This is a genomic window from Kitasatospora sp. NPDC059577 (genome assembly GCF_042735475.1).
Taxonomy (GTDB): Bacteria; Actinomycetota; Actinomycetes; order Streptomycetales; family Streptomycetaceae; genus Kitasatospora.
This window is the reverse complement of the sequence record NZ_JBHWBZ010000037.1, coordinates 59,118-83,185: the sequence shown is the minus strand read 5'-3', so window position 1 is coordinate 83,185 and position 24,068 is coordinate 59,118. Positions and strand designations below refer to the sequence as shown.

The following is a 24,068-nucleotide window of genomic DNA, read 5'->3' as shown; positions in this document are numbered from 1 at the left end:
GGGGAGGGCGGCCCGGCCGGGTGCGTGACGGCGCACCCGGTCGGGCACATTCGTGGGGCGGGGCGCCGGCCCCGCCCGGGCCTAGACCAGGCTGTCCCGCCAGGCCCGGTGGAGCGCGGCGAAGCGGCCGGAGCCGTCGATCAGCTCCCGCGGGGAGCCGTCCTCCACGATCCGGCCCTGGTCCATCACCAGGACGCGGTCGGCGATCTCCACGGTGGAGAGCCGGTGCGCGATGATCACCGCCGTCCGGCCGGCCAGCACCGTGCGCATCGCCCGCTGGACGGCCTGCTCGCCCGGAACGTCCAGGGAACTGGTCGCCTCGTCCAGGATCAGCACCGCCGGGTCGGCCAGCAGGGCGCGGGCGAAGGCCACCAGCTGGCGCTGGCCGGCCGAGATCCGGCCGCCGCGCTTGCGCACGTCGGTGTCGAAGCCGTCCGGCAGCGCCGCGATGAACTCGTACGCGCCGATGTCGCGGGCGGCCCGCTCGACCTCCTCGCGGCCGGCGCCGGGGCGGCCGATCGCGATGTTCTCGGCGACGGTGCCGGAGAACAGGAAGGACTCCTGGGTCACCATCACCACCCCGCGCCGCAGCTCGGGGGTGGCCAGCTCGCGCAGGTCCACGCCGTCCAGCCGGATCCGGCCGTCGGTCGGGTCGTAGAAGCGGGCCAGCAGCTTGGCGACCGTCGACTTGCCCGCGCCGGTCGCGCCGACCACCGCGACCGTCTGCCCGGCCGGGACCAGCAGGTCGAAGGGCGGCAGCACCTCCTTGCCGGTGCGGTAGGCGAAGCGGGTCCGCTCGAAGGACACCTCCCGGCCCCGGCCGGCCGTCCGGGGCAGCTCCTTCGGCTCGGCGGGCTCCGCGACGCTCGGCTCGTGGGCGAGCAGTCCGGCGATCTTCTCCAGCGCCGCGGCGGCCGACTGGTAGCTGTTCAGGAACATCGCCAGCTGGTCGATCGGGTCGTAGAGCCGGCGCAGGTAGAGCACGAAGGCGGTGAGCACGCCCAGCTCCAGCGCGTCCTCGACGGCCAGGTAGGCGCCGAACAGCACCACGCCGGTGATCCACAGGTTGGCGGTGGCCCGGGAGAGGCCGACGTAGCGGGCGATCTCCAGCAGGCCGTCCGCGGTCGCGGTGGCGGACTGCCGGTTGACCACGGCGAACGCCGTGTCGTTGGCCTCCTCGCGGCGGAAGGCCTGCACCGGGCGGATGCCGTTCATCGTCTCGGTGAACCGGACGATCAGCGAGGCGGCCGAGGTGCGGGAGCGACGGTAGACCCGGCGCGAGCGGCTGCGGAAGGACCGGGCGATCAGCGCCAGCGGCACGGTGGACACCAGCGAGACCAGGCCGAGCCGCCAGTCCAGCACCATCAGCAGCACCGAGATGTAGCAGACCGACAGGAGGACGGTCAGCAGCTCCTGCAGGCCCTCGGAGAGCAGTTCGCGCAGCGCGTCGATGTCGCTGGTGGCGCGGGAGATGATCCGGCCCGAGGTGTAGCGCTCGTGGAAGTCCAGGCTCAGCCGCTGGGCGTGCCGGAAGATCCGGCCGCGCAGCTCCAGCAGGATGTCCTGGTTGACCCGGGCGCTGATCTTGATGAACACCCACTGCAGCACCGGGCTGAGCAGGGCGCAGAAGAGGTACGCGGCGATCACCGCGACCAGCGGGCCCGAGTCGTGCGCGCGCAGCGCCGGGACGGCGCGGTCCATCGTCACCGCGACCAGCAGCGGGCCGGACTGCAGCGCGGCCTGCTGGACCAGGATCACCACCATCGCGACGGCGATCCGGGCCCGGTGCGGGCCGAGCAGCGAGCGCAGCAGCGCCCGGGGCGCACCGGGCGGGACGGGGATGTCCTCCTCGTCGGCCGGGGGCGGGGGCGGCTCCTCGCCGGTGGGCCGGACGGGACCGGCCTGCGTGGGTTCGGCGGTCGTGGTCACGGGGCTGCACTTCCTTCGGGCACGAGGGCGGCCTCGCCGGACATCAGTTCGCGGTAGTGCGCGCAGTCGCGCAGCAGCTCCTGGTGGGTGCCGACGGCCTCGATCCGGCCGTCCGCCAGGACCGCGACCCGGTCGGCGAGCAGCACGGTGCTGGGGCGGTGGGCGACCACCAGGGCGGTGGTGGTGCCGAGGACCTCGCGCAGCGCCCGTTCGACCAGGGCCTCGGTGTGCACGTCCAGGGCGGAGAGCGGGTCGTCCAGCACCAGGAAGGCCGGGTCGCCGACCACCGCGCGAGCCAGCGCGAGGCGCTGGCGCTGGCCGCCGGACAGGCTCAGGCCCTGCTCGCCGACCTCGGTGTCCGCACCCTCGGGGAGCTTGTCCACGAAGCCGGCCTGGGCGGTGGCGAGGGCGGAGTCCAGTTGCTTCCCGCTCGCGCCCGGGGCGCCCATCAGGACGTTCTCCCGGACGGTGGCGGAGAACAGGGTGGGCTCCTCGAAGGCGACCGCGACGAGTTCGCGCAGCCGTTCCCGGGGCAGGTCGCGGATGTCCCGGCCGTCCAGCGTGATGGTGCCGGCGGTGGCCTCGTACAGCCGGGGGAGCAGTGCGGTGAGCGTGGTCTTGCCGCTGCCGGTGGCGCCGACCAGGGCCATCGTCTCGCCGCTGCGGACGTGCAGGTCGATGCCGGCCAGCAGGTCGGGGCTGTCCCCGGGGGCGTCGGGGTAGCGGAAGCGGACGCCGGTGAAGCGGATGCCGTCGGGGGCGGCGAGCCCGGTGGCGGTGCCCGGGTCCGGGGTGTCCGGCTCGTCCAGCACCTCGAAGAAGCGGTCGGTGGCGGTGGCGGCCTCGTTGGCGTAGGCGAGCAGCCAGCCGAGCGACTCGACCGGCCAGCGCAGCGCGAGCGCGGTGGACAGGAAGGCGACCAGGGTGCCGGCGCTCAGCTCGTCGTGGGCGACCAGGTAGGCGCCGGCGGCGAGGGCGCAGCCGAGGGCGAGCTCCGGCAGGCCGATGATGACGGCCCAGAGCTTGGCGAGCAGGTGGGCCTTGTGCAGCTCGGTGCGGCGCAGCTCCTGGGCGAGGGCCCGGAAGCGTTCGGCCATCGAGCGGTGGCGGCCGAAGGCCTTGAGGATCCGGATGCCGAGGACGGACTCCTCGACCACGGTGGCGAGGTCGCCGTTCTGGTCCTGGGCGAGGCGGGAGGCGCCGGAGTAGCCGGACTCGAAGCTCCGGGTGATCAGGAACAGCGGGACGACGGGCACCAGGGCGATCAGCGCGAGCCGCCAGTCCTGGGTGAACATCACCACCGTGCCGGCGAGGAACATCACCGAGTTGACGACCAGGAAGACCAGCGGGAAGGCCAGGAACAGCCGCATGGTGTACATGTCGGCGGTCGCCCGGGAGAGCAGCTGGCCGGAGCCCCAGCGGTCGTGGAAGGAGACCGGCAGCCGCTGGAGCTTGGCGAAGAGGTCCCCGCGCATCGCCGTCTCCAGCCCGGCGAGCGGGCGGGCCAGCACCACCCGGCGGGTGTAGAACAGTCCGGCCTCGAAGAGGCCCACGACCAGCAGCAGGCCGGCCAGGGGCCACAGGGCGGTCAGGTCGTGCGTGGCGAGCGGGCCGTCCACGATCCGGCCGAGGATCACCGGGACGGCGAGCGTGCTCAGCATGCCGAGCGTGGCGGCGGTCACCGAGACGGCCAGTCGGCCGCGGACGGCGCGCGCGTACGGCCACAGGCGCAGCAGCGAGCGGACGGTGGAACGGCGCGGTCCGGTCGTCGGGCCGGTGGCCGTGGTGGCTGCGCCGGGTACGTCGGATCCGTCGGGATCGTCGGCCCGGGCGGTCCCGTCGACGGGCGGGTTGTCGGTGTCATGTCGGTTCTCGGCCATCGCGGTGAGGGTAGGCAGAGAGCCCGTCACTTCTCATCCGGTTTTTCGCCCCTGTCGGCGTCGCGGGCGAGAACCGGCCACTCCGGCGGGCGGCGCGGAGGCGAACAGCAGGGCGTGCGCGTCGCTTCGTGCAGGGAGGAGTGCGCTGGGCGCCTCTTGCGAGCCCCGGCCGATCGGCCGATGGAATCCCCGGGGGGACGCCCATCGACGCCTGAGTGACAGGAGTGCCGACATGACGGTCGAGACCGAACCCACCCCGGGCCCCGGACCCGGGGCCGCGACAGTGCGGGTGCGGGCCCAGCTCAGCCTCAGCACGGTCGCGGCGCGGAACCTGGCGACCACGACCAAGTCGAAGCCGCAGATGCAGGAGATCACCTCCCGCTGGCTGCTGACGATGCTGCCCTGGGTCCAGGTCAGCGGGGGCACCTACCGGGTCAACCGCCGTCTCAGCCTCGCCACCGGACGCGGCCGGGTGAGCTTCGCCGGGGCCGGCGGATCGGTGAGCGTGATCGCCCCCTCGCTGCGCGAGGTGCCGGCCCTGCACGGCTACCGGGACGACGGGGTGCTGGAGGAACTGGCCCGCCGGTTCGTGCGGCGGGACTTCGCGGCCGGCGACGTCCTGGTGCGGGAGGGCGATCCGATCGAGGAGGTGTTCCTGGTCGCGCACGGCAAGGTGGACCGGACCGGCACCGGCAAGTACGGCGAGCGGACGGCGCTCGGCTCCCTCGCCGACGGCGACCACCTCGGCGACGAGGTGCTCACCGAGCCGGACGGCACCTGGCCGTACACCGTGACGGCGGCGACCTCCGGCATCGCGATGGCGCTGCCCCGGCCCGTCTTCCAGGAGCTGGTCGACCGCTCGGACTCGCTGCGCGAGCAGCTGCTGGGCTTCGCCGCCGACGCCGCGCAGGCCCGGAACGCGCACGGCGAGGCGGAGATCGGCCTGTCGGCGGGCCACGAGGGCGAGTACGAGCTGCCCGGTGCCTTCGTGGACTACGAGTCGACGCCGCGGGAGTACGAGCTGAGCGTCGCGCAGACCGTGCTCAAGGTGCACACCAGGGTCGCGGACCTCTACAACCGGCCGATGAACCAGGCCGAGGAGCAGCTGCGGCTGACCATCGAGGCCCTGCGCGAGCGGCAGGAGCACGAGATCGTCAACAACCCGGACTTCGGCCTGCTCGGCAACGCCGACGTCGACCAGCGGATCCAGACCCGCTCCGGCGCGCCCACCCCGGACGACCTGGACGCGTTGCTGAGCATGCGCCGAGACACCGACTACCTGTTCGCCCACCCGCGGGCGATCGCCGCCTTCGGGCGGGAGTGCAACCGGCTCGGCATCCACCCGGCCACCGTCGAGGTGCTCGGCAAGCAGCGGCCGACCTGGCGCGGGGTGCCGATCTTCCCGTGCGACAAGATCCCGGTCTCGGACCGGCAGACCACCTCGTTCCTCGCGATGCGGGTCGGGGAGGACGACCAGGGTGTCGTCGGGCTCACCCAGATCGGTATCCCGGACGAGGTCGAGCCGGGTCTGAACGTCCGGTTCATGGGCATCGACGAGACGGCGATCGCCTCCTACCTGGTCAGCACCTACTACTCCGCGGCGGTGCTGGTGCCGGACGCGATCGGCGTGCTGGAGAACGTCGAGCTCGGGCACGCCCGGGGCTGACGCCGCCCCGGCAGGCGGCGGCCGGCACGGCCCGGGCCGCCGCGTCGGGTCCCGGGCCGGGCCCGGGTCAGGCGCCCGGGGCGGGCGCGCGCAGAAGGTGCAGCGAGCGCCCGTCCAGGACGACGATGCCCTGCGGGTGCGGTCCGACCGCGCCCGCGTCGGCCGTGTCGATCACCGTCTCGTAGGCGGCCTCCGGCGCCGCCCAGGGCTCGCCGGGCAGGGTGAATGCCGTGGCCCGGTGGCCCGCGTTGAGCAGCAGCAGGAAGCTGTCGTCCCGCAACGGCCGTCCGGCGTCGTCCCGTTCGGACATCGCGGTGCCGGACAGCAGCATGCCGAGGCAGGCGGTCGGCGCGAACCAGTCGGCCTCGGTCATCTCCTTGCCCAGCGGGGTGAACCAGGCCAGGTCGGGCTGGCCGCCGGGGGTGGCGGCCCGGCCGGAGAAGAACGCCCGCTGCCGCAGCACCGGGTGGGCGCGGCGCAGCCGGACCAGCCGGGCGGTCAGGTCGCACAGCTCCCGCCAGCCGGGCTCCGCCAGCAGCGACCAGTCCAGCCAGCTGACCTCGTTGTCCTGGCAGTAGGCGTTGTTGTTGCCGCCCTGGGTGCGGCCCAGTTCGTCCCCGGCGGTGAGCATCGGGACGCCGGCGGAGAGCAGCAGGGTGGCCGTCAGGTTGCGCAGTTGGCGCAGCCGCAGCGCGTTGACCGCGCCGTCGGCGGTCTCGCCCTCGGCGCCGTGGTTCCAGGAGCGGTTGTCCTCGGTGCCGTCCCGGTTGGCCTCGCCGTTGGCCTCGTTGTGCTTGCGGTCGTAGGAGACCAGGTCGCGCAGGGTGAAACCGTCGTGCGCGGTCACGTAGTTCACGGAGGCGTACGGGCGCCGGCCGCCGCGCTGGTAGAGGTCGGAGGAGCCGGACAGGCGGTAGCCGAGCTCGCGCACGTCCGGGCGGGCGCCGCGCCAGAAGTCCCGTACGGTGTCGCGGTACTTGTCGTTCCACTCGGCCCACAGCGGGGGGAAGCCGCCGACCTGGTAGCCGCCCGGGCCGACGTCCCAGGGTTCGGCGATCAGCTTCACCCGGCTGAGCAGCGGGTCCTGGGCGACGGCGGTGAGGAAGGGGTGGTCCATGTCCACGCCGTCGCCGGCGGGGCCGCCGCGGGCGAGGGCGGCGGCGAGGTCGAAGCGGAAGCCGTCCACGCCCATCTCGGCGACCCAGTAGCGCAGCGAGTCGGTGACCAGCCGGATCACCTGCGGGTGGCGGGTGTCCAGGGTGTTGCCGCAGCCGGTGTAGTCGGCGTAGGCGCGCGGGCGGTTCGGCGGGAGGCGGTAGTAGGCGGCGTTGTCGATGCCGCGCAGCGACAGCATCGGGCCGAGTGCGCCGCCCTCGGCGGTGTGGTTGAACACCACGTCCAGGATCACCTCGATCCCGGCGGCGTGCAGGGCGCGGACCATCCGCTTGAACTCGCCGACCTGGCCGCCGCGCGAGCCGGCGGAGGAGTAGCCGGCGTGCGGGGCGAAGTAGCCGACCGTGTTGTAGCCCCAGTAGTTGACCAGGCCGCGGGCCTGCAGGTGGTCCTCGCTGGCGTACTGGTGGACCGGCAGCAGCTCGACGGCGGTCACCCCGAGGCGGGTGAGGTGGGCGATCGCGGCGGGGTGGGCGAGGCCGGCGTAGGTGCCGCGCAGGTGCGGGGGGATGTCGGGGTGGCGCATGGTGAAGCCGCGCACGTGCAGTTCGTAGAGCACCGTCTCGGCCCACGGTGTCTTGGGGCGGTGGTCGTCGTACCAGTCGTCGTCGTCGTGGACGACCACGGCCCTGGGCACGTAGGGGGCGGAGTCGCGGTTGTCCCGCACGGTGTCGGCGACGTCCGCCTCCGGCCAGTTGCGGACGGCGGCGCAGGCGGCGTCGTGCGAGGTGTAACAGCCGTCCACGGCGCGGGCGTACGGGTCCAGCAGCAGCTTGGCCGGATTCCAGCGGGCGCCGGTCCACGGGTCCCACCGGCCGTGCACCCGGAAGCCGTAGCGGGTGCCGGGGCCGACACCGGGCAGGAAGCCGTGCCAGACCTGGAAGTCCTGTTCGCCGAGGCGGTGCCGGCTCTCCCGGCCGTCCTCGTCGAAGAGGCACAGCTCGACGGCCTCGGCGCCGGCCGCCCAGAGCGCGAAGTTGGTTCCGCGGTGGCCGAGCCGGTCGGTGTGGAAGCGGGCGCCGAGTGGCTGCCAGCTGCCGGGCCGCGGTGGCTCGGCGGTGTGCGGGCCGCCGTCCGGCCGTACCCCGGCTTCCAGCTCCTGACCTGACGCCATGGCCGTACCCTCCCTGGGCGGGGTGTCCCGGACCCCGTTCACTTCCTCATTCCCGGATTGCGCAGATCGGAAGCCGCTGAACGGGGGCTTACCGGCGGATGGCGGGCAGGGGGGCGGGCCCGGGGGCGGGGGCTCCCGGGAGGGCGGGTGCGGGGCGGGGCAGGCGCACGGCCCGTCGCCCCGCGCGCCCGGGGTGCGGGCGTTCCGTGCCGGCGTGCGTGTCCCCCCGTCCGCGGCCGTCGTTGTTCCGGACGTCGGACACGAACGGTGGGGAGGCCCCGGGATGCGGCGCCGAGGACGGGTGTGGGCGCGGGGCGCGGCGGCGGTGGCCTGCTGCCTGGCGGTCCTCACGGGGTGTGGTGGCGGGGCGTCCCCGGCGGGGCCGCCCGGGGACGCGGTGGACGCGGTGGAGGCGGGGGCGGGGTCCGGGGCGTACACCGCGCCCCCGCCGCCGTCCCGGGCAGTCGTCACCACGCTGCCGGCCGACGGCGCCGTGGACGTGCAGCCGGAGGGCGCGGTGCGGGTGAGCGCCGCGCAGGGCCGGCTGGTGTCGGTCCGGCTGGCCGACGCCAAGGGCACGGAGGTGCCCGGATCGATCGCCCCGGACGGTGCCGGCTGGGCGCCCGACGGGCCGCTGCCGCTGGGCACCGCGTTCACCCTGGACGCCGTCGCCGAGGACGACGACGGCCAGCGGGCCGCCCAGCACACGGACTTCTCGACGGTGGCCCGGGCGCACACCTTCGTCGCCTTCTTCACCCCGGAGGACGGCTCCACGGTCGGCGTCGGCATGCCGGTCTCGCTGCGCTTCAGCCGTCCGATCGCCGACCGGGCGGCGGTGGAGCGGGCCCTCCGGGTCACCGCCGACCCGCCGGTGCCGGTGGCCGCGCACTGGTTCGGCAACCAGCGGCTGGACTTCCGCCCGCGGCAGTACTGGACGGCCGGCACCAGGGTCTCGGTGGCGCTGCGGCTGAAGGACGTCCAGGGCGCACCGGGCGAGTTCGGCACCCAGAACCGGGACCTGCGCTTCACCGTCGGCCGGGCCCAGGTCTCCACCGTGGACCTGGACGCGCACACCCTGACCGTCCGGGCGGGCCAGGGCGGCAGGGTGGTCCGGGTGCTCAAGGTCTCCGGGGGCAGTCCCGAGCACTCCACCTACCGGGGGGTGATGGTGGTGTCGGAGAAGTACCAGGTGACCCGGATGAACTCGCAGACCGTCGGCATGGGCGACGAGTACGACATCAAGGACGTGCCGCACGCGATGCGGCTGACCACCTCCGGCACCTTCCTGCACGGCAACTACTGGGCGGACCCGGCGGCGTTCGGCACCGCCAACACCAGCCACGGCTGCATCGGCCTGGTCGACGCCAAGGGCGGCGCCAGCAAGGACACCCCGGCGGGCTGGCTGTTCGAGCACACCGTCCCGGGGGACGTGGTGGAGGTGCGGGCCTCGACCGGGGACCTCGTGCCGCCGCAGAACGGGCTGAACGGCTGGAACGTGCCCTGGGACCAGTGGGTGGCCGGCGGCGCTCTGCGCTAGGCCCCGGACAGGATCCGGCTGCCGGCACTCCCCGGGACACCCCCGGCAGCGCCCCGGCACCCCCCCGGACCGCCCTTCACGCCCGGTTCACCCCGGCTTCACCCGGTTCTGTTCGACACCCCTGCAAATCCGTTCGAACGGCCCGGTTATCCTGCTCCGACGCGTCCGCAGTCCGGCGCGAAAGATCGGCGCCCGGTGCAACTCATGGGGGCACTCAACGCGTCAAGAGAGTGGATACCGGGAGGGGACAAACCGTGAAGACGGGTAAGACGGCCGGCGCCGCGATACGTACCACCAGCCGCTACGGGCGCAGGGGGGCGATGGCGTTGGTCATGGGCGGGGTGCTGCTGCTCACCGCGGCGTGCAACGACGACAAGGGCGGCTCGGGGGGCTCCGGCGGCGGCAACGCGGCCGGCACGTCGGCCTCGGCGGACGCGGGCGGTTCGGGCGGTTCGGGGACGCCCAAGACCTCGGCGGCGGTGATCTCCGTCGAGCCGAAGGACGGCGCGCAGGACGTCCAGCCCTCCGGGCTGCAGGTGTCCGTCGCCAACGGCAAGCTCACGACGGTCGAGGTGACCGACAAGGACGGCAAGCCGGTCACGGGTGCGATCACCCCGGACGGCAGCGGCTGGAAGCCGGCGGCGGCACTCACCGTCGGCATGGCGTACAAGGTGAACGCGCAGGCCAAGGACGCCGAGGGCCTGGTGGCCGCGTCCACCACCTCGTTCACCACCCTGACGCCGGACAAGAAGATCTCCACCAACGACAACATCAGCGACGGCGCCACCTACGGCGTCGGCATGATCGTCTCGGTGGAGTTCAACAAGCCGGTCAAGAACAAGGACGCCGTCGTCCAGGGCATCAGCTTCGAGACCAACAACGGCACCGTGGTCAAGGGGCACTGGTTCGGCGACAAGCGGGTGGACTTCCGCCCGGAGCAGTACTGGGCGCCGGACACCAAGGTGACCGTCAAGTACCGGCTGAAGAACGTCGAGGTCTCCCCGGGCGTCTACGGCGACGTGGACAAGGACGAGCCGTTCACCATCGGCCGCTCGCAGGTCGCCACCGCGGACGCCAAGTCCCACCAGATGACCATCGAGCGGGGTGGCCAGACCACCACCGTGCCGGTCACCCTGGGCGCGGACGCCACGCCGTCCTGGAGCGGGGCCATGGTGATCATGTCCAAGGAGAAGGTCACCCGGATGAACTCGCAGACCGTCGGTCTCGGCGGCGAGTACGACATCCAGGACGTGCCGCACGCGATGCGGCTGACCACCTCCGGCACCTTCGTGCACGGCAACTACTGGGCCAGCCCGTTCGGCAAGACCAACGCCAGCCACGGCTGCGTGTCGATGCAGGACGTCAAGGGCGGCAGCGACAGCTCGGTGGCGGGCAAGTTCTTCAACGACTCGATGGTCGGCGACGTCGTCAAGATCGTGAACAGCAAGGAGAAGACCGTCGCCCCCGACAACGGGCTCGGCGGCTGGAACCTGGCCTGGGCCAACTGGTAGGCCCTACCCGGAGGTCGGCCCGGTCAGTCCGGGCGCTCCGGTGAGTTCTCACGGAGCGGTCCGATCCTCACCCGTTGGGGTCGGGCCGCTCCGGTTTTCGGGGCGAGGAGCCCCGCGCATGGCGCAACCTTTCCGGTGGCCGGGTGCTCGCGCCCGGCCGGGTCCGTCGCAGGTCCGTCGCAGGCCCGTCGCGGATCGGATCCACGGGGAGTTCCGGGGAGTTCGGGGATGTCCGAGGAGGGGATCGGCGTGAGGTCGATACGCAGAGTGGTGACCGCGGGCCTGGTCGGCGGGGCGATGGCGCTGACGGCCGCCTGCGGCGGTGGCGGCGGGGACGGCAGCGCGGCCAAGGCCGACCTGGGGGCCGGTGCGGGCGCCTCCAAGCCCGCGGCGGCACCCACCGGCGCGGCGCCGAAGGTCTCGAAGGCGGCCGTGAGCATCGAGCCCAAGGCCGGCTCGGTGGACGTGGCGCCGAACGCGCTGAAGGTCGGTGCGACCGGCGGCAAGCTCACCACCGTCAAGGTGAGCGACAAGTCGGGCAAGGAGGTGCCCGGCACGATCTCCGCCGACGGCTCCTCGTGGACCCCGTCGACCGGCCTCTCGGTGGGCACCGCCTACCAGGTCAGCGCGATGGCGGCGGACGCCGACGGCGCGGTCGCCGAGGCGGACAGCAGCTTCACCACGCTGACGCCGGAGGTCCAGGCCAAGGCTTCCGACAACGTCGACAACAACGCGACGTACGGCGTCGGCATGATCGTCTCGGTGGAGTTCACCAAGGACGTCAAGAACAAGGAAGCGGTCGCCAAGGGCATCACCTTCGAGACCGACAACGGCACCGTGGTGAAGGGTCACTGGTTCGGCGACCGCCGGGTGGACTTCCGTCCCGAGGGCTACTGGAAGCCGGGCACCAAGGTGAACGTGCACTACCGGCTGAAGAGCGTGGAGATCGCTCCGGGCGTCTACGGCGGCTCGGACCGGGACGAGCCCTTCACGATCGGGCGATCCCAGATCTCGACGGTTGACGCCGCCGAGCACAGGATGACGGTCGTCTCGGGCGGGCAGAGCTCCGACATCGACATCACCTCGGGCTCGGACGACCACCCGACCTGGAACGGCACCATGGTCATCATGTCCAAGGAGGGCACGGTGCGGATGCAGTCCAGCACCCTGCCCGGCATGACCGGCGCGCCCTACGACCTCCAGGTGCCGCACTCGATGCGGCTGACCACCAGCGGCACCTATGTGCACGGCAACTGGTGGGCCAAGAACAGCATTTTCGGCGGAGACAACGTCAGCCACGGCTGTGTCGGGCTCAAGGACGCCGAGGGCGGCAGCGACTCCAGCTCGATGGGCAAGTTCTACGCCGGCTCGCTCGTCGGAGATGTGGTGACCGTCAAGAACTCCATCAAGAAGGAGACGCTCGACCCGTCGAACGGGCTGAGTGGCTGGAACGTGCCGTGGAGTTCCTGGTAGGACGGCTCGGGGGTCAACTCGGGCTTGACGTACGTCGACCCGGGGTGACCCCCGCTTGCACCCGGCATATGCCGACTCGGCCGAGATCGTTTGCTCATTGTCCGTACGCGGCTGCTTGCGTTCCGCAATGATGGTCCGCATGGCGGGTTGGGGCGAAACAGATCAGTCATCAGTTCCCGGGGTCGGCCGGGTCGCCGAGGCGTCCTGGATCGACGTCCAGGGAGCGCTCTCGGCGCTGGAACGGCTCAGCTCCGAGGAGCTGGAGGAGATGTACTCCGGCAGACTGCGCGACCAGTCCGCGCCGAGCGAGGTGCGGCTGCCGTCCCGGCCGGAGTCGGGCCCGGTCGCCCGTCGGCTGGTGCTGTCCGTCCTGGAGTCCTGGGACCTCCACCAGCACCTGGAGGCGGGTGAGTTGCTCACCGGCGAGCTGGTGGCCAACGCGGTGCGGCACGCCGCCGGCCGCACCATCGGCCTGCACGTCAGCCGCAAGCCGGGCTGGCTTCGGGTCGAGGTCCGGGACTCCTCCCGGGCGCTGCCCTGCATGATCCTGGCCGAGCCGAGGCCGGTGAACGAGCGGGGCCGCGGGCTGAAGATCGTCGACGACCTCTCCGACCGCTGGGGTGCGGACCTGCTGCCGCGGGGCAAGGGAGTCTGGTTCGAGCTCAAGGTGCGCGAGCGGCACTGAGGCGTGCTGTCCGGGGCTTGTCCCCGGATACGCGCAGGGCCCCCGAATTCGCCGTGGTCCGGCGGGTGGGGGCCCGTGCAAGTCATCGCGCCGGCCAAGGGGGTGCGTGCCGCGCGATGGGCGTCGGCAGTGCCAGGTCGGGCCCGCCGAAGTTCGATGCCTTGACTATTGCACGAATCTCAGCATGTGGGCAAACCGGGTGACTGGGAATCCAAGGTTTGTAACCTAGTTCACCTTTGGATTTTGCATAGGTTAACGCTGATACCTGTGAATATTCATGATCCTTGGCGCGCGGCCGTCCTCAGTTCCGCACGGATCCGGGCAGCGTGGCGGTGGACCGAGACGGGGGAGAGGCGGGACGGAGGCGGTGCCGCCCGGTTGATGCCGCCGGGGGAGCGGCAGGCGCTGCAGAGGCCACCCGGAAGGGCCTGGGGGCGGCACGGGGTGCGGCACTCGGTGCACTCGGGGATGCGGGTGGCCCGGGCGGCCGGCGCGGGGCGTTCCGGGGGCATCTTGTCGAGCAGGCGACGGCGCGTGAAGGCCACCGGGCTGTGGACCGGCGTCGGCAGCCCTGCGGTGAGGGCCGCCGTGAAGAGGGCGGGGGTGACGTCCCGGGCCAGCCACTCGGCGGCGAGCGGTTCGAGGGCGGCACAGTCGGCGGCGGAGAGGGCGAGACGGGTGTCCGCGATGCCGAGGCCGGCGAGGGCGGCGTAGGCGGGGGACACCGGGGAGGGCGCGGTGGCGCTTCGCTCCTCCGGGGGATCGGGTGCGTTTTCCGTTGACTCGCCCGCCTCGCCGGTGGCGAGGAAGTGGTTCCACCAGGCGTCGCTGCGAGGCGTCCGGGAGAAGTAGGTGCGGAACACCCACTGGGGACGGTCGGCGTTCACGCGCTCGCGGACGCGGCGCAGGTGACCGGCGGTGGAGAGCCTGTTGAGGGCCGTACGGACCGCCATCTGCCCGAAGAGCGGCTGGTAGGCGGCGAGCGTCTTGACGTCCATGGCGGCGCCGTCGGGGAGGTGGTCGATCAGGCCGGCGAGGTACGCCTCGCGGACCGGGAGGTGCGCGAAGTCGTCGGCCGCCGGGGGAAGTTGCCCCGGGGCGGACTGCTTGCCGTATCCGGGCGAGGCCATGGGGAAGGTAGAGTCGTGGGTAGCCACAGGATCGAGTCCTTCGTCGATCGGGGTGGTCAGACCCCCGCTCGGTGTTGGCGCACCGGCCGGGGGTTGATTCGTTACGGGCACGCTACACGGCGCGACGGGCCCTGGTGAACTGGTGACGAATAGTCATATCTGCTGCGTGCAGGGGTGGTTGGAAGGTGGTTGCCCACCCATTCCACCAAGGGATCACTCGGACTCGGCGGCTTGAGCTTCGGCGGCGAAGGCGACGAAGGCGGACCAGGCGGCGGGAGAGAAGGTGAGGGTCGGGCCGGCCTTGTCCTTGGAGTCCCGGACGTGGACGGCGGTGGGGGAAGGGGCGATCTCGACGCAGGCGCCGCCCTCGTCGTTGCTGTAACTCGACTTGAACCACTCGGTTCCAGCGTTCATAGCTCCTCCGAGACTTTCCCGATGAACTCCACGGACTCCTCAGTGCTGAGGGCCTGCATGCGGATCATGCCATGTCGTTGCGTGATCACGTTGACCTTGTCGGGGTCGGCATGCAATACGCCGGTTCGATGCCCTTCCACGTAGGCCAACTGCTCGCGGTCTGCGGTTTCCAGCAGGATGATGGGGCCGGTCAGTGCCGCGTATGCCGCACGGTTTGCAGGGAGCACCTGAATTGCGATGTTGCGTAGGTCGCTCATCTCGACGATGTGCGCGAGCTGCCTCTTCATGAGGTCCGCACTGCCGACCTTTGCGCGCAGCGCTGCTTCGTAGATCACGAACCCGAACAGCACTGGCGGTGAGCTTGTCAGCTTCTCCTGGCGTTGCATTCGGCCCGCGACGCGGACTTCAACCGTCTCGTTGTCCAGGGGTGGACAGGCGTGGCTGATCAGCTCGCGGGCGTACTCCTCGGTCTGGAGCAATCCCGGGATGAGCAGGGCTTCGTATGTGTGGATCGCGATGGCATCAGCTTCGGCATGCGTGTAGCCCTGCGAGTAGGACGGGAACTTCTCCGGCTTCAGGAAGTCGGTCGCCGCCAGCAGCATCCCCCTCGCGTCGCACAACTCATCGGCGACGGTGAGCAACTTGAGCGACGGCTTCCGCCTCCCCGCCTCCATCGACCGCACGCTCTCGTAGTCGTAGCTCGCAGCCTGGCACAACTGCTCGCGGGTGACCCCGGCTTGCTCCCGCCACCGCTTGACCTGATCGCCGCAGTACTTCCAGGCCATCGGGTTCTGCTTCGGCGTGGTCATCCCGAACCCCCTCATCGTCCCTGGTCGTCCAGCGGTCGACTCTCACGCTGTACCAACGGTGTGACTACTGAGGGTAGGTCCGGCTCCCGACTCTTGAAGGGTGAAATGGCCGAACTCAGCCCTTGTGAGTGAAGCCTTCCGTACACCCCCAAGGACTCCGATGAACACTCAGCCCGTCGATGCCGTCGAGTGGATGTTCCCCCGACTCCCCCGCAGCGCCGGCCGTGCCCGCCTCCGTCTGCTGCGGCAGGCCCTCACGTGGGAGGTGCCGATCGAGTCCACCGAGATCGCCCTGATCCTCCTGAGCGAACTCGTCACCAACGCCTGCCGCCACGCCCGCGCCCCGCGCGACCGGCTGATCGGCGTCCGCCTCCTTCTCCCCACCTGCTCCGTGCTCCGCATCGAGGTCTCCGACGCCAGCCCCGAGCTCCCGGCCCTGCGCCGGGCAGCCCTCGACGACGAGTCCGGCCGAGGCCTCGAACTCGTCGCAGCCCTCGCCACCTCCTGGGGTGCCCACCCGCGCGGCGAGGGCTTCGTCGGCAAAACCGTATGGTTCGAAATCGCCCTCCCCGCGCCTGCGGGGAGCGCTTCAGGAGATATCAATTCGTGATAACCGTGAGGCGCTTCCGGGGAGGCGCGTAAAGAAGTGTCAGGGCTTTTCGTTCGGGCCATATGGATATCGTCAACGGCCGCGATGCGGCGGGATTTCGGGTCCTACCATCCAGCTTTACCGAGAAGAAGGATGGTTTTGACGTGGAACCCCTGTCCCGCCTGAAACGCGCCCTGGCCTGCGGGGTCGCCGCAGTCGCCGTGTTCGGCGGCCTGGCCGTGCAGGCCCCGACGGCGTCGGCGGCGCCTCCCGTGGACACGACCTGCGGAACCCCGGCCTCGCCGGGCGGCGGCAACTGCATGACCGCGCTGATCAATTCGGCCTTCGACATGATCAGGGGCATGCGCAACGCCGCGAACAGCAACAAGCTGGACAACGCGGAGTTCACCCAGAGCACCGCGACGAAGTTGAGCCAGAAGTTCCCGGGGTTCAACGTCATGGTGTACAAGACGGTGGGCACCGACCTGTACGACACCGAGTGGTTCAAGGGCGAGTACAAGGCCGACATGAAGGGGGTGCTGCTCGACACCACCTACAAGCTCAATCATTTCCTGGACAAGGAGAAGAAGGATCCCTCCGGCTACGACGTGTTCCGGATCTGGGTCTTCCAGGGGGACTCGACGTTCCGCAACCGGACCGACGGCGGCTTCATGAACTGGGCGTTCGTCGGCAACGACGGCGACAGCGTCAAGAAGGACTCGTGGACCTGCCGGTCGGGCACCGCGCGGCCCTATAAGTGCGACGGTGACGTGCGCACCATCCACTTCCCCGGGCGATCCGGCTACGGCACCAGGACCGGCAGCCTGACTCCCGACTCCGGCCGCCCCGGCTACCACGCCTGCCTGGACGTCAGCGGCAACGGCACCGCGAACGGCACCCCCGTACAGATGTGGGAGTGCAACGGCGGCGACGCGCAGAAGTGGACCTACAACGGGTACCGGCTCCAGGCGGCCAACGGCAAGTGCCTGGACCTGCCGGCCAACAACACCGCGAGCGGGACCAAGCTCCAGGTCTGGGACTGCCTGGACAACCCCGGGCAGCGCTGGAACATGTCGGCCAGTGGCGGTTTCCGGCACCTGGTGGACCAGGAGGACCGGTCCAAGGACGTCTGCATCGACGACTACAGCGGCCAGACCGCCAACGGCAGCCCGGTGGTGGCCTGGGGCTGTGGCTCCGAGGACAAGCGGGACGCGCCCAACCAGAACTGGGCCTGGGGCGGCACCCCGCCGACCACCAACCCGACCACGCCCGCCAACGGCGCCGACGTGACCCTCAAGCTCGACAACGGGCTGGGCGCCGTTCCGGTCAGCGGTTCCGCCGGCGCGTCGGTCGTCCCCGGGATCCGGGGTGGCAGCGAATCCAAGTGGAAGCTCACCCCGGTGGGCGGCGGCCGCTACCGGATCACCAGCTCCTACGGGCTGGAACTCACCGAGAACGCCAACTACATGGCCGAACTCCAGCCGTGGAGCAACTCCTCCCAGCAGAAGTGGCAGCTCGTCGCAGTCGGCAACGGCAAGTACCAGATCCGGATCTCCGGGGACGACTGCCTCGCCCACGACGCCGACTTCAAGCAGCTCGGCGTGTGGACGTGCAAGTCGGGCTGGCAGCAGGAGTGGGTGCTGGAGGGCTTCTCCGGCGGTGTGATCACGCCGACCGACCCGACCACGCCGACGAAGCCGAAGCCCACGAATCCCCCGACGACCGGCGGTGGCGGTTCCGGCGTTCCGACCGAGCGGCCGCTGTTCCTGAAGCTGTCCAACGGGCTGGGCGCGTCGGCACCCAACGAGACCGCGAGCTGGGGTTCGCCGATCATCGGCGGGATCCTCGGGTACAAGGGCTCGACCTGGACGATCAAGTCGCTGGGCGGGGACCGCTACCGGATCGTCAACGACCTCGGGTACAACCTCACCGAGAACCCGGCGACCTATGTCGCCGAGCAGCAGGCGTGGGGCGACACCTCCAACCAGAAGTGGCAGTTCGTGAGCGTCGGCGGCGGGAAGTACCGGATCCGGATCGGCGACGACGACTGCCTCACCCACGACTCCGACTTCAAGCAGCTCGGGGTGTGGACCTGTGAGGGCGGTTGGAAGCAGGAGTGGACCTTCCAACTCCTCTGACTCCTCTGATCGGCCTCTCCTGGCGCGCGGGAAGTCGGCCCGGCCGACGTCCCGCGAAGCCGAACCTCCCGGCCCGAGTAGCATCGGGTTCGTGAAGCTGTACTGGCACGTCGTGCTGCCGCCGCTCAGCGCCTGATCGGGCGCGCGCGTAGGTGGCTTGATCCCCTTCGCCCCGGCTCGGCCGTCGTGAGGCCGCCGTGGGCTGATGGCGTGCGCCCGTTCTCGGAACCTCTCCTCTGACGGTCTTCGACGACGGAAGTACACGACTGTGCCGAATCGTTTGTCCTCGCCTGCCCGCTCCGTTCCCACGGCTCCCCGCCCCGTCCGCCCGCGCGGCGGCGCGGTGCCGATCCTGATCGCCGCCGTTCTCTGGGGCACCACCGGGACCGTCAGTTCGCTGGCGCCCGGCGGCGCCCCGGCGGCCGGGATCGGGGCGGCCGGGCTGGTGCTCGGCGGGCTGTTGTTGTTCCTCACCGACCGCACCGCCTGGGCGCTGCCCCGGCGGTGCGGGGCGCGCGAGCGGTGGCTGCTCGCGGCCGGTGCGGTCGCGGTGGCCGGGTATCCGGTGACCTTCTACCCGGCGGTGCACCGTACGGGCGTCGCGGTGGCGACGGTGATCGCACTGGGCAGCGCGCCGGTGTTCACCGGGCTGCTCGGGTGGCTCGCCCGGCAGGGGCGGCCCGGCGGGCGGTGGGCCGGGGCCACGGCGCTGGCCGTGCTTGGCTGCGCGGTGCTGGTGCTGGGGCCCGAACTCTCCGGCGGCGGTGCGGCGGTGGACCCGCTCGGGGTGCTGCTGGCGGCGCTCTCCGGGCTCTCGTACGCCGGGTACTCGCTGATCGGCGGGCGGCTGATCGCGGCGGGGCGCCCGTCCGGCGGGGTGATGGGGGCGATGTTCGGCGGAGCGGCGCTGCTGGTGCTGCCGGTCCTGCTCCTCGGGCCGGTCGGGTGGCTGCTCTCGGTGCGGGGCGCGGGGGTCGTGCTGCACCTCGCCGTGGTCACCACCTACCTCGCGTACCGGATGTTCGGCTACGGCCTGCGGCACACCAGCGCGCAGACGGCCACCACGCTGACCCTCGCCGAACCTGCCGTGGCCGCCGTGCTCGGAGTGCTGGCACTGGGGGAGCGGCTGCCCGCCGTCTCCTGGTGCGGTCTCGCCGTCCTGGCCGGCGGGCTGGCCTGCCTCGCGCTCCCGGCCCGCCGCCGGGGCTGAGCGGCCGCCGGTGCGCGGGAGGCCGGGCGGTCCGGCGGCTCCCGCGCCCGGTGCCCGGCCGGGCCTCAGATGCCGAAGTGGGCGGCGATGCCGTCGAGGACGCAGTCGAGGCCGGTCCCGAACTGCCAGTCGGCGTCGTCCTTGCGGGTGGCCTCGTGCAGGTAGCGCTGGTAGCGGGGGTAGCGGCCGGTGCTCATCAGCCAGCTCATCCGGGGGGCGAGTCCGGCCCGGGTCTGGTCGCCGTCGGACCAGCCGCGCTCGCGGCGGAGGTTCTCCAGGGTGACCTCGGCGGCGACCGAGCCGTGCACGTAGCCGGTCACGGTGCGGAAGACCGCCATGGTGGTGTCGGCGTCCAGGCCGTGCTCGGCCAGTACCGCGAACGCGCGTTCCGGGACGGCGAGTTGGTTGGGCCCGAGGGCGAACGGGGTGGCTGCCCGGACGCTCCACGGGTGCGCCAGGTGCATCGCCCGCAGGTGCACGGCCAGTGAGCGCATGGCGTCCCGCCAGCCGTCGGCCGGTTCGTCCAGGGGGAGCCGGCCGTACACGAAGTCGACCATCAGCTCGATGAGTTCGTCCTTGCCGGAGACGTACCGGTAGGCGGCCATCGGGGCGACGCCGAGCGCGCCGGCCAGGCGGCGCATGGTGACGGCGTCCAGGCCCTCGGCATCGGCGAGGGCGACCGCGGCCTCGGCGATCCGCTGCGGGGTCAGCGTGGTGCGCGGCGCGGGGGCCGGGCGGGCGAGGCGTTCCCAGAGCGAGACCTGGGGCTTGTCGTCGTCGGCGGGGGTGTCCCCGGCGGGGGCCTGCTGAGCGGGCACGGGGCGGGCTCCTTCCGTCTGGGTGGCCCCACCGTACCACTTCGGCGTGTACGGCGTATCTGGAGTGTACGGCGTATCCACAGTGGACGATGTACGCGACCGTGTGTACGTTGTATCTGTCGAATACGCCGTACACATCGGCGTGCCGTCCATCGCATCCCGGAGGGGGACCCCCATGTCCACGGAGCAGCACCTGAAGATCGCGGTCATCGTCGGCAGCACCCGCGACGGCCGCTTCGGCCCGGTCGTCGCCGACTGGCTGCTCGGCCACCTCGACGCCCGCGGCGACGCGGCCGTCGACCTGGTCGACCTGGTGGAGACCCCGCTGCCGACCGCCTTCCCGTCCTTCGGCGGCGAACTGCCCCCGGGCGACGCCGACCTGCTGGCCGCCGTGTCCCCCCGGCTGGAGGCCGCCGACGCCTTCGTGATCGTCACCCCCGAGTACAACCACAGCTTCCCGGCCCCGCTGAAGAACGCCATCGACTGGCACAACCGGCAGTGGCACGGCAAGCCGGTCGCCTTCGTCTCCTACGGCGGCCTCTCCGGCGGCCTCCGGGCCGTCGAGCAGCTGCGGGTGGTCCTGGCCGAGCTGAACGCGGCGACGATCCGCAACACGGTCAGCTTCCACGGCGCCGCCCAGTGCTTCGACGCCGACGGCAAGGCCCTCGACCCGGCCGCCGACGCCGCCGCCAAGACCATGCTCGACCAACTGGCCTGGTGGGCGCACGCGCTGCGCGACGCCCGGCAGACCCGCCCGTTCGCGGCCTGAGCCGGCCGGCGGCGGGGGGCGGACGACCATGACCACGGACACGGACGCAGGCGCGGGCAGGGGCACGGACCCCGGATCGGGGCCCGGGCCGGAGCCGGCCGCCGAGGAGCAGACCAAGCCGCCGCTGCTCGGCGTGATCGGGCTGATGCTCGGCTTCTTCCTCTCGGCCCTCGACGGGCAGATCGTCGGCACCGCGCTGCCGACCATCGTCGGCGACCTCGGCGGACTGGCGCACCTCTCCTGGGTGGTCACCGCCTACCTGCTCACCTCCGCCGCCGCCACCCCGCTCTGGGGCCGGCTCGGCGACCTGTACGGCCGCAAGGGCGCCTACCAGTGGGCGGTGGTGGTGTTCCTGGCCGGCTCGGTCCTGTCCGGGCTGGCGCGGGGGATGGGTGAGCTGATCGCCTTCCGGGCCCTGCAGGGGGTCGGTGCGGGCGGACTGATGGTCGGCGCGCTCTCGGTGATCGGGGTGCTCGTGCCGGCGTCCGACCGGGGGCGGACGCAGTCGGTGATCGGCGTGCTGATGCCGGTCGCCTTCGTGGGTGGGCCGCTGCTCGGCGGATTCCTCACCGACCGGCTCAGCTGGCGCTGGGCGTTCTACGTCAACCTGCCAGTCGGGCTGTTCGCGCTGCTCGCGGTGGGCGTCGGGGTGCGGCTGCGGACCGACCGCGTGCGGGCACCCTTCGACCTGGCCGGGGTCGTCCTGCTGACCACCGGCATCCTCGCGCTCACCCTGGTCGGCAGCTGGGGCGGCACCACGTACGCCTGGACGTCCCCCTGGATCCTCGGGACGGCCGTGGTGGCGCTGGTGGCGCTCGGCTGGTTCGCCCGGGTCGAGCGGCGCGCCCCCGGGCCGTTGGTCCCGCCCGCGCTGTTCCGCAGCCGCAACTTCACGGTGGCCCAGGTCCTCGGCCTCCTCACCGGCGCGGTGATGCTCGCCCTGATCGGCTGCCTGCCGCAGTACCTGCAGCTCGTCCAGGGCGCCTCATCCACCACCGGCGGCCTGCTCCTGCTGCCGCTGATGCTCGGCATGATGGGCGCCCAACTGGTGACCGGGCGGGTGATGGCCCGGCCGGGCGGCGAGCGGCGTTACCCGCTGCTGGGCGGGGCGCTGGTGCTCGCCGGGTCGGCGCTGCTGCTGCTCCTCGGCACCGACACCCCGGTCGCGCTCGCCTCCGGCCTGACCGCCGTCGCCGGGACCGGCCTCGGCCTGCTGATGCAGAGCACCCTGCTGACCTCGATGGGCGCCGTGCCCCGTCGGGACATGGGCGCCGCGATGGGCGTGGTCACCCTGCTCCGCAGCATCGGCGGCTCCCTCGGCATGGCCGGCCTCGGCGCGGTCTACACGGCCCGCCTGACCGGCTCGCTCACCCGGCACCTCGGCCCGGCCGACGCCGCCGCCCTCACCGGTGGCGGCCACCTCACCCCGGCCGCACTGGCGGGCCTGCCCGCCGCCACCCGCGACGCCGTCGGCACGGCCGTGACGGCGGGCCTGCACGGCGCGGTGGCGGGCGGTGCGGCCCTGGCGGCGGTGGCGACCGCGGTGGCCTGCCTGGCCCGCCCGCAACCGGCGGCGGCGGACGCCGACCCGGCCGGCGGCGGGGTCGGGGCCCGGGTGGGGGCGGCGTAGCCCCTCGGGCGGCCCGGGTCAGCCGGTGCCCGCGGGGCACCGGGCGGTGAAGCAGAAGCCGGTGAGCTCGGCCTCCCGGAGGCCCTGGAGCAGGGCGGGCCAGTCGTCCTCGGGCCCGGCCACGATGATTGAGTAGGCGACGCCGTCCGGGCCGACGAGGATGTGGTCGACGGCTCGCCGGCGGGTGCCGGTCTCGGCGTTGTCGTAGGCGTACTCCAGCTCGGCGGTGCCGCCGGCGGTCTGCTCCAGCCGGATGCGGCTGTAGCCCGGCAGCTTCCTCTTGACCAGGTCCGCGTCGGTGGCGACGGCCATCTCGTACGGGGGCTCGGCCTGCATCGAGTACACCTGGACCAGGCTGTGCTGGTCCGGGGTCCGGTAGAACGTGGAGTTGTTCTCCTCATCCCGCTGCCAGCCGTCCGGGACGAGGAGGGTGAATCCGTTCGGGTCCTGGACCCGGTTGAGGTGCGGCCCGGTGGGGGTCGGCGCGGGCGCCGGGGTGGTGGGCGCGGGGGAAGGGGACTCCGTGGCCGCGGGGGAAGGGGCGGCCGAGGCGGACCCGGAGCCGGGGGCGGTGGTCGCCGGGGTGACCGGCGGGGTCGCCGCGGTGGCCGGCCCGCCCCCGTCCTCGTGCCGGGTCAGGAGGTACCCGCCGCCGCCCGCGAGTGCGCCGAGGAGCACCCCGGCGAGGGCGGCCACCAGCACCCGCCGGCGCCGTCGGGCCCCGGGCGTCGGCGGACGCTCGGGCCGGGGGCCGCGCGGTGCCGTGATCAGCGGGGGTTCACCCGGAGGCGGAGGCGGAAGCGGAGCCGAGGGCGGGAACGACGGGGGCGGGAACGACGGAGGCGGGAACGACGGCGGTGGGGGCGTCGTCGGCGACGGGGGAGTCGGCGGAGCCTCCCGGCCCGCCGGCGGCCGGGTGACCCACTGCTGCCGGTTCTTGTCCCAGTACGTGCCCGCCATTCCCGCTCCCCCGTCGACCCTGGTGCCCGATGCCCGATGCCCGATGCCCGCCTGCCACCCGGTGCCTGCGGCCCGGGTGCTTGTCGCCCGCTGTTTTGCCGCCCGCTGCTCGTCGACCGGCGACTCCGCTCAGGGCAGGAACTGCTCGATCGCCTGCACGACCGCCAGCGCGGAGGCGAGCCCGGACACCGCCGTGCCCGAGCTCCGGAGGAGGTCGCGGAGCCGTTCCAGCCGGGTGCGCGGGGCGGTGCCGGTCTGTTCGAGCGCGGTGCCGACGGCGTCCAGCTCCTCTTCCACCTCGGCCACGCCGTTGCCCTCGACCCGGGTGAACATCGGCAGGTGTCCGCGCAACTCGCGGACGGCGGCGAGCAGTTCACGGCCGGACGCGTCGAGGCGGACCGAGGCGTCGACGGCCGTCGCGTCCTCGCCGGTGGCGACCGCCCCACCGGTCATCGCGCCGATCGACACGCCGCCGGGCGCCGGGGCGGGCACCGTCACGCCGCTCACGTCGGGGGGCGGGGCGGGCGCCCCCGCCCCCGGCCACCGGGCCTCCCCGCGGGGGGCGGGGGGCCGGGGGACGGCGCCCCCGCGCCACGCGCCCAGCAGAGACCCCCCCCGCCCCACGGGAGGGCG

Annotated in this window: 19 protein-coding genes; 10 read left to right on the top strand and 9 right to left on the bottom strand. The window is 72.5% G+C overall.

The window, feature by feature from the left end; genetic code table 11:
* Nucleotides 1-81 precede the first annotated feature (81 nt).
* Nucleotides 82-1,929 carry an ABC transporter ATP-binding protein gene (locus ACFV0O_RS25825; protein ID WP_380345696.1) on the bottom strand — a complete coding sequence of 616 codons (1,848 nt, stop codon included), beginning with the start codon at nucleotides 1,927-1,929 and terminating at the stop codon, nucleotides 82-84.
* Nucleotides 1,926-3,809 (bottom strand): ABC transporter ATP-binding protein, encoded by a 1,884-nt coding sequence (locus ACFV0O_RS25820; RefSeq protein ID WP_380345694.1) that lies wholly within the window; start codon nucleotides 3,807-3,809, stop codon nucleotides 1,926-1,928. Before ACFV0O_RS25820 ends, ACFV0O_RS25825 begins: the two co-directional genes overlap by 4 nt.
* Before the next feature lie 232 nt (nucleotides 3,810-4,041).
* Here ACFV0O_RS25820 and ACFV0O_RS25815 point away from each other — a divergent pair, with 232 nt between their 5' ends.
* Nucleotides 4,042-5,475, top strand: coding sequence for a family 2B encapsulin nanocompartment shell protein (locus tag ACFV0O_RS25815; protein ID WP_380345692.1), 1,434 nt, complete (start codon nucleotides 4,042-4,044; stop codon nucleotides 5,473-5,475).
* A 67-nt stretch (nucleotides 5,476-5,542) separates the two neighbouring features.
* On the opposite strand, the gene glgX is transcribed toward ACFV0O_RS25815, so the two are convergent.
* Nucleotides 5,543-7,762, bottom strand: a complete 2,220-nt coding sequence (gene glgX, locus ACFV0O_RS25810) for a glycogen debranching protein GlgX (RefSeq protein ID WP_380345690.1) — start codon at nucleotides 7,760-7,762, stop codon at nucleotides 5,543-5,545.
* 283 nt (nucleotides 7,763-8,045) lie between these two features.
* On the opposite strand from glgX, the gene ACFV0O_RS25805 reads away from it, so the two are divergent.
* From ACFV0O_RS25805 to ACFV0O_RS25790, 4 genes are all read left to right on the top strand, one after another.
* Entirely contained in the window at nucleotides 8,046-9,299 is a 1,254-nt protein-coding gene (locus tag ACFV0O_RS25805) for an Ig-like domain-containing protein (RefSeq protein WP_380345688.1), read from the top strand.
* Between the two features lie 254 nt (nucleotides 9,300-9,553).
* Entirely contained in the window at nucleotides 9,554-10,810 is a 1,257-nt protein-coding gene (locus tag ACFV0O_RS25800) for an Ig-like domain-containing protein (RefSeq protein ID WP_380345686.1), read from the top strand.
* A 249-nt stretch (nucleotides 10,811-11,059) separates the two neighbouring features.
* Nucleotides 11,060-12,283, top strand: a complete 1,224-nt coding sequence (locus ACFV0O_RS25795) for an Ig-like domain-containing protein (RefSeq protein ID WP_380345684.1) — start codon at nucleotides 11,060-11,062, stop codon at nucleotides 12,281-12,283.
* Between the two features lie 139 nt (nucleotides 12,284-12,422).
* Nucleotides 12,423-12,968 (top strand): ATP-binding protein, encoded by a 546-nt coding sequence (locus ACFV0O_RS25790; RefSeq protein WP_380345682.1) that lies wholly within the window; start codon nucleotides 12,423-12,425, stop codon nucleotides 12,966-12,968.
* Between the two features lie 275 nt (nucleotides 12,969-13,243).
* Here the strand turns inward: ACFV0O_RS25790 and ACFV0O_RS25785 are convergent, their stop codons facing one another.
* From ACFV0O_RS25785 to ACFV0O_RS25775, 3 genes are all read right to left on the bottom strand, one after another.
* The gene (locus ACFV0O_RS25785) at nucleotides 13,244-14,098 is read right to left on the bottom strand and encodes a hypothetical protein (RefSeq protein WP_380345680.1); all 855 of its coding nucleotides are present in this window, start codon (nucleotides 14,096-14,098) and stop codon (nucleotides 13,244-13,246) included.
* A gap of 213 nt (nucleotides 14,099-14,311) precedes the next feature.
* Entirely contained in the window at nucleotides 14,312-14,512 is a 201-nt protein-coding gene (locus ACFV0O_RS25780; protein ID WP_380345678.1) for a DUF397 domain-containing protein, read from the bottom strand.
* A complete protein-coding gene (locus tag ACFV0O_RS25775; RefSeq protein ID WP_380345677.1) occupies nucleotides 14,509-15,321 on the bottom strand; it encodes a helix-turn-helix domain-containing protein in 813 nt (270 codons plus the stop codon). Before ACFV0O_RS25775 ends, ACFV0O_RS25780 begins: the two co-directional genes overlap by 4 nt.
* 160 nt (nucleotides 15,322-15,481) lie before the next feature.
* On the opposite strand from ACFV0O_RS25775, the gene ACFV0O_RS25770 reads away from it, so the two are divergent.
* From ACFV0O_RS25770 to ACFV0O_RS25760, 3 genes are all read left to right on the top strand, one after another.
* Nucleotides 15,482-15,931, top strand: coding sequence for an ATP-binding protein (locus ACFV0O_RS25770; protein ID WP_380345675.1), 450 nt, complete (start codon nucleotides 15,482-15,484; stop codon nucleotides 15,929-15,931).
* Nucleotides 15,932-16,074: 143 nt separating this feature from the next.
* The gene (locus ACFV0O_RS25765) at nucleotides 16,075-18,048 is read left to right on the top strand and encodes a ricin-type beta-trefoil lectin domain protein (RefSeq protein ID WP_380345673.1); all 1,974 of its coding nucleotides are present in this window, start codon (nucleotides 16,075-16,077) and stop codon (nucleotides 18,046-18,048) included.
* A gap of 343 nt (nucleotides 18,049-18,391) precedes the next feature.
* On the top strand, nucleotides 18,392-19,258 hold the full coding sequence (locus tag ACFV0O_RS25760) for an EamA family transporter (RefSeq protein WP_380345671.1): 867 nt from the start codon (nucleotides 18,392-18,394) through the stop codon (nucleotides 19,256-19,258).
* Between the two features lie 65 nt (nucleotides 19,259-19,323).
* Here ACFV0O_RS25760 and ACFV0O_RS25755 read toward each other — a convergent pair whose 3' ends face one another.
* Nucleotides 19,324-20,076, bottom strand: a complete 753-nt coding sequence (locus ACFV0O_RS25755) for a TetR/AcrR family transcriptional regulator (protein WP_380345669.1) — start codon at nucleotides 20,074-20,076, stop codon at nucleotides 19,324-19,326.
* A 175-nt stretch (nucleotides 20,077-20,251) separates the two neighbouring features.
* On the opposite strand from ACFV0O_RS25755, the gene ACFV0O_RS25750 reads away from it, so the two are divergent.
* Complete coding sequence (locus tag ACFV0O_RS25750; RefSeq protein ID WP_380345667.1) at nucleotides 20,252-20,845, top strand: NADPH-dependent FMN reductase; 594 nt, start codon at nucleotides 20,252-20,254, stop codon at nucleotides 20,843-20,845.
* A gap of 28 nt (nucleotides 20,846-20,873) precedes the next feature.
* Nucleotides 20,874-22,475 carry an MDR family MFS transporter gene (locus ACFV0O_RS25745; protein ID WP_380345665.1) on the top strand — a complete coding sequence of 534 codons (1,602 nt, stop codon included), beginning with the start codon at nucleotides 20,874-20,876 and terminating at the stop codon, nucleotides 22,473-22,475.
* Between the two features lie 18 nt (nucleotides 22,476-22,493).
* On the opposite strand, the gene ACFV0O_RS25740 is transcribed toward ACFV0O_RS25745, so the two are convergent.
* On the bottom strand, nucleotides 22,494-23,177 hold the full coding sequence (locus ACFV0O_RS25740; protein ID WP_380345663.1) for a hypothetical protein: 684 nt from the start codon (nucleotides 23,175-23,177) through the stop codon (nucleotides 22,494-22,496).
* Between the two features lie 387 nt (nucleotides 23,178-23,564).
* Nucleotides 23,565-23,933 (bottom strand): hypothetical protein, encoded by a 369-nt coding sequence (locus tag ACFV0O_RS25735; protein ID WP_380345661.1) that lies wholly within the window; start codon nucleotides 23,931-23,933, stop codon nucleotides 23,565-23,567.
* Nucleotides 23,934-24,068 lie beyond the last annotated feature (135 nt).

Bases quoted from the DNA above. Each gene is read 5' to 3' on its own strand.
- ACFV0O_RS25820 (WP_380345694.1), bottom strand. From the start codon at position 3,809: ATGGCCGAGAACCGACATGACACCGACAACCCGCCCGTCGACGGGACC.
- ACFV0O_RS25815 (WP_380345692.1), top strand. From the start codon at position 4,042: ATGACGGTCGAGACCGAACCCACCCCGGGCCCCGGACCCGGGGCCGCG.
- glgX (WP_380345690.1), bottom strand. From the start codon at position 7,762: ATGGCGTCAGGTCAGGAGCTGGAAGCCGGGGTACGGCCGGACGGCGGC.
- ACFV0O_RS25805 (WP_380345688.1), top strand. From the start codon at position 8,046: ATGCGGCGCCGAGGACGGGTGTGGGCGCGGGGCGCGGCGGCGGTGGCC.
- ACFV0O_RS25790 (WP_380345682.1), top strand. From the start codon at position 12,423: ATGGCGGGTTGGGGCGAAACAGATCAGTCATCAGTTCCCGGGGTCGGC.
- ACFV0O_RS25785 (WP_380345680.1), bottom strand. From the start codon at position 14,098: ATGGCCTCGCCCGGATACGGCAAGCAGTCCGCCCCGGGGCAACTTCCC.
- ACFV0O_RS25780 (WP_380345678.1), bottom strand. From the start codon at position 14,512: ATGAACGCTGGAACCGAGTGGTTCAAGTCGAGTTACAGCAACGACGAG.
- ACFV0O_RS25775 (WP_380345677.1), bottom strand. From the start codon at position 15,321: ATGACCACGCCGAAGCAGAACCCGATGGCCTGGAAGTACTGCGGCGAT.
- ACFV0O_RS25770 (WP_380345675.1), top strand. From the start codon at position 15,482: ATGAACACTCAGCCCGTCGATGCCGTCGAGTGGATGTTCCCCCGACTC.
- ACFV0O_RS25750 (WP_380345667.1), top strand. From the start codon at position 20,252: ATGTCCACGGAGCAGCACCTGAAGATCGCGGTCATCGTCGGCAGCACC.
- ACFV0O_RS25745 (WP_380345665.1), top strand. From the start codon at position 20,874: ATGACCACGGACACGGACGCAGGCGCGGGCAGGGGCACGGACCCCGGA.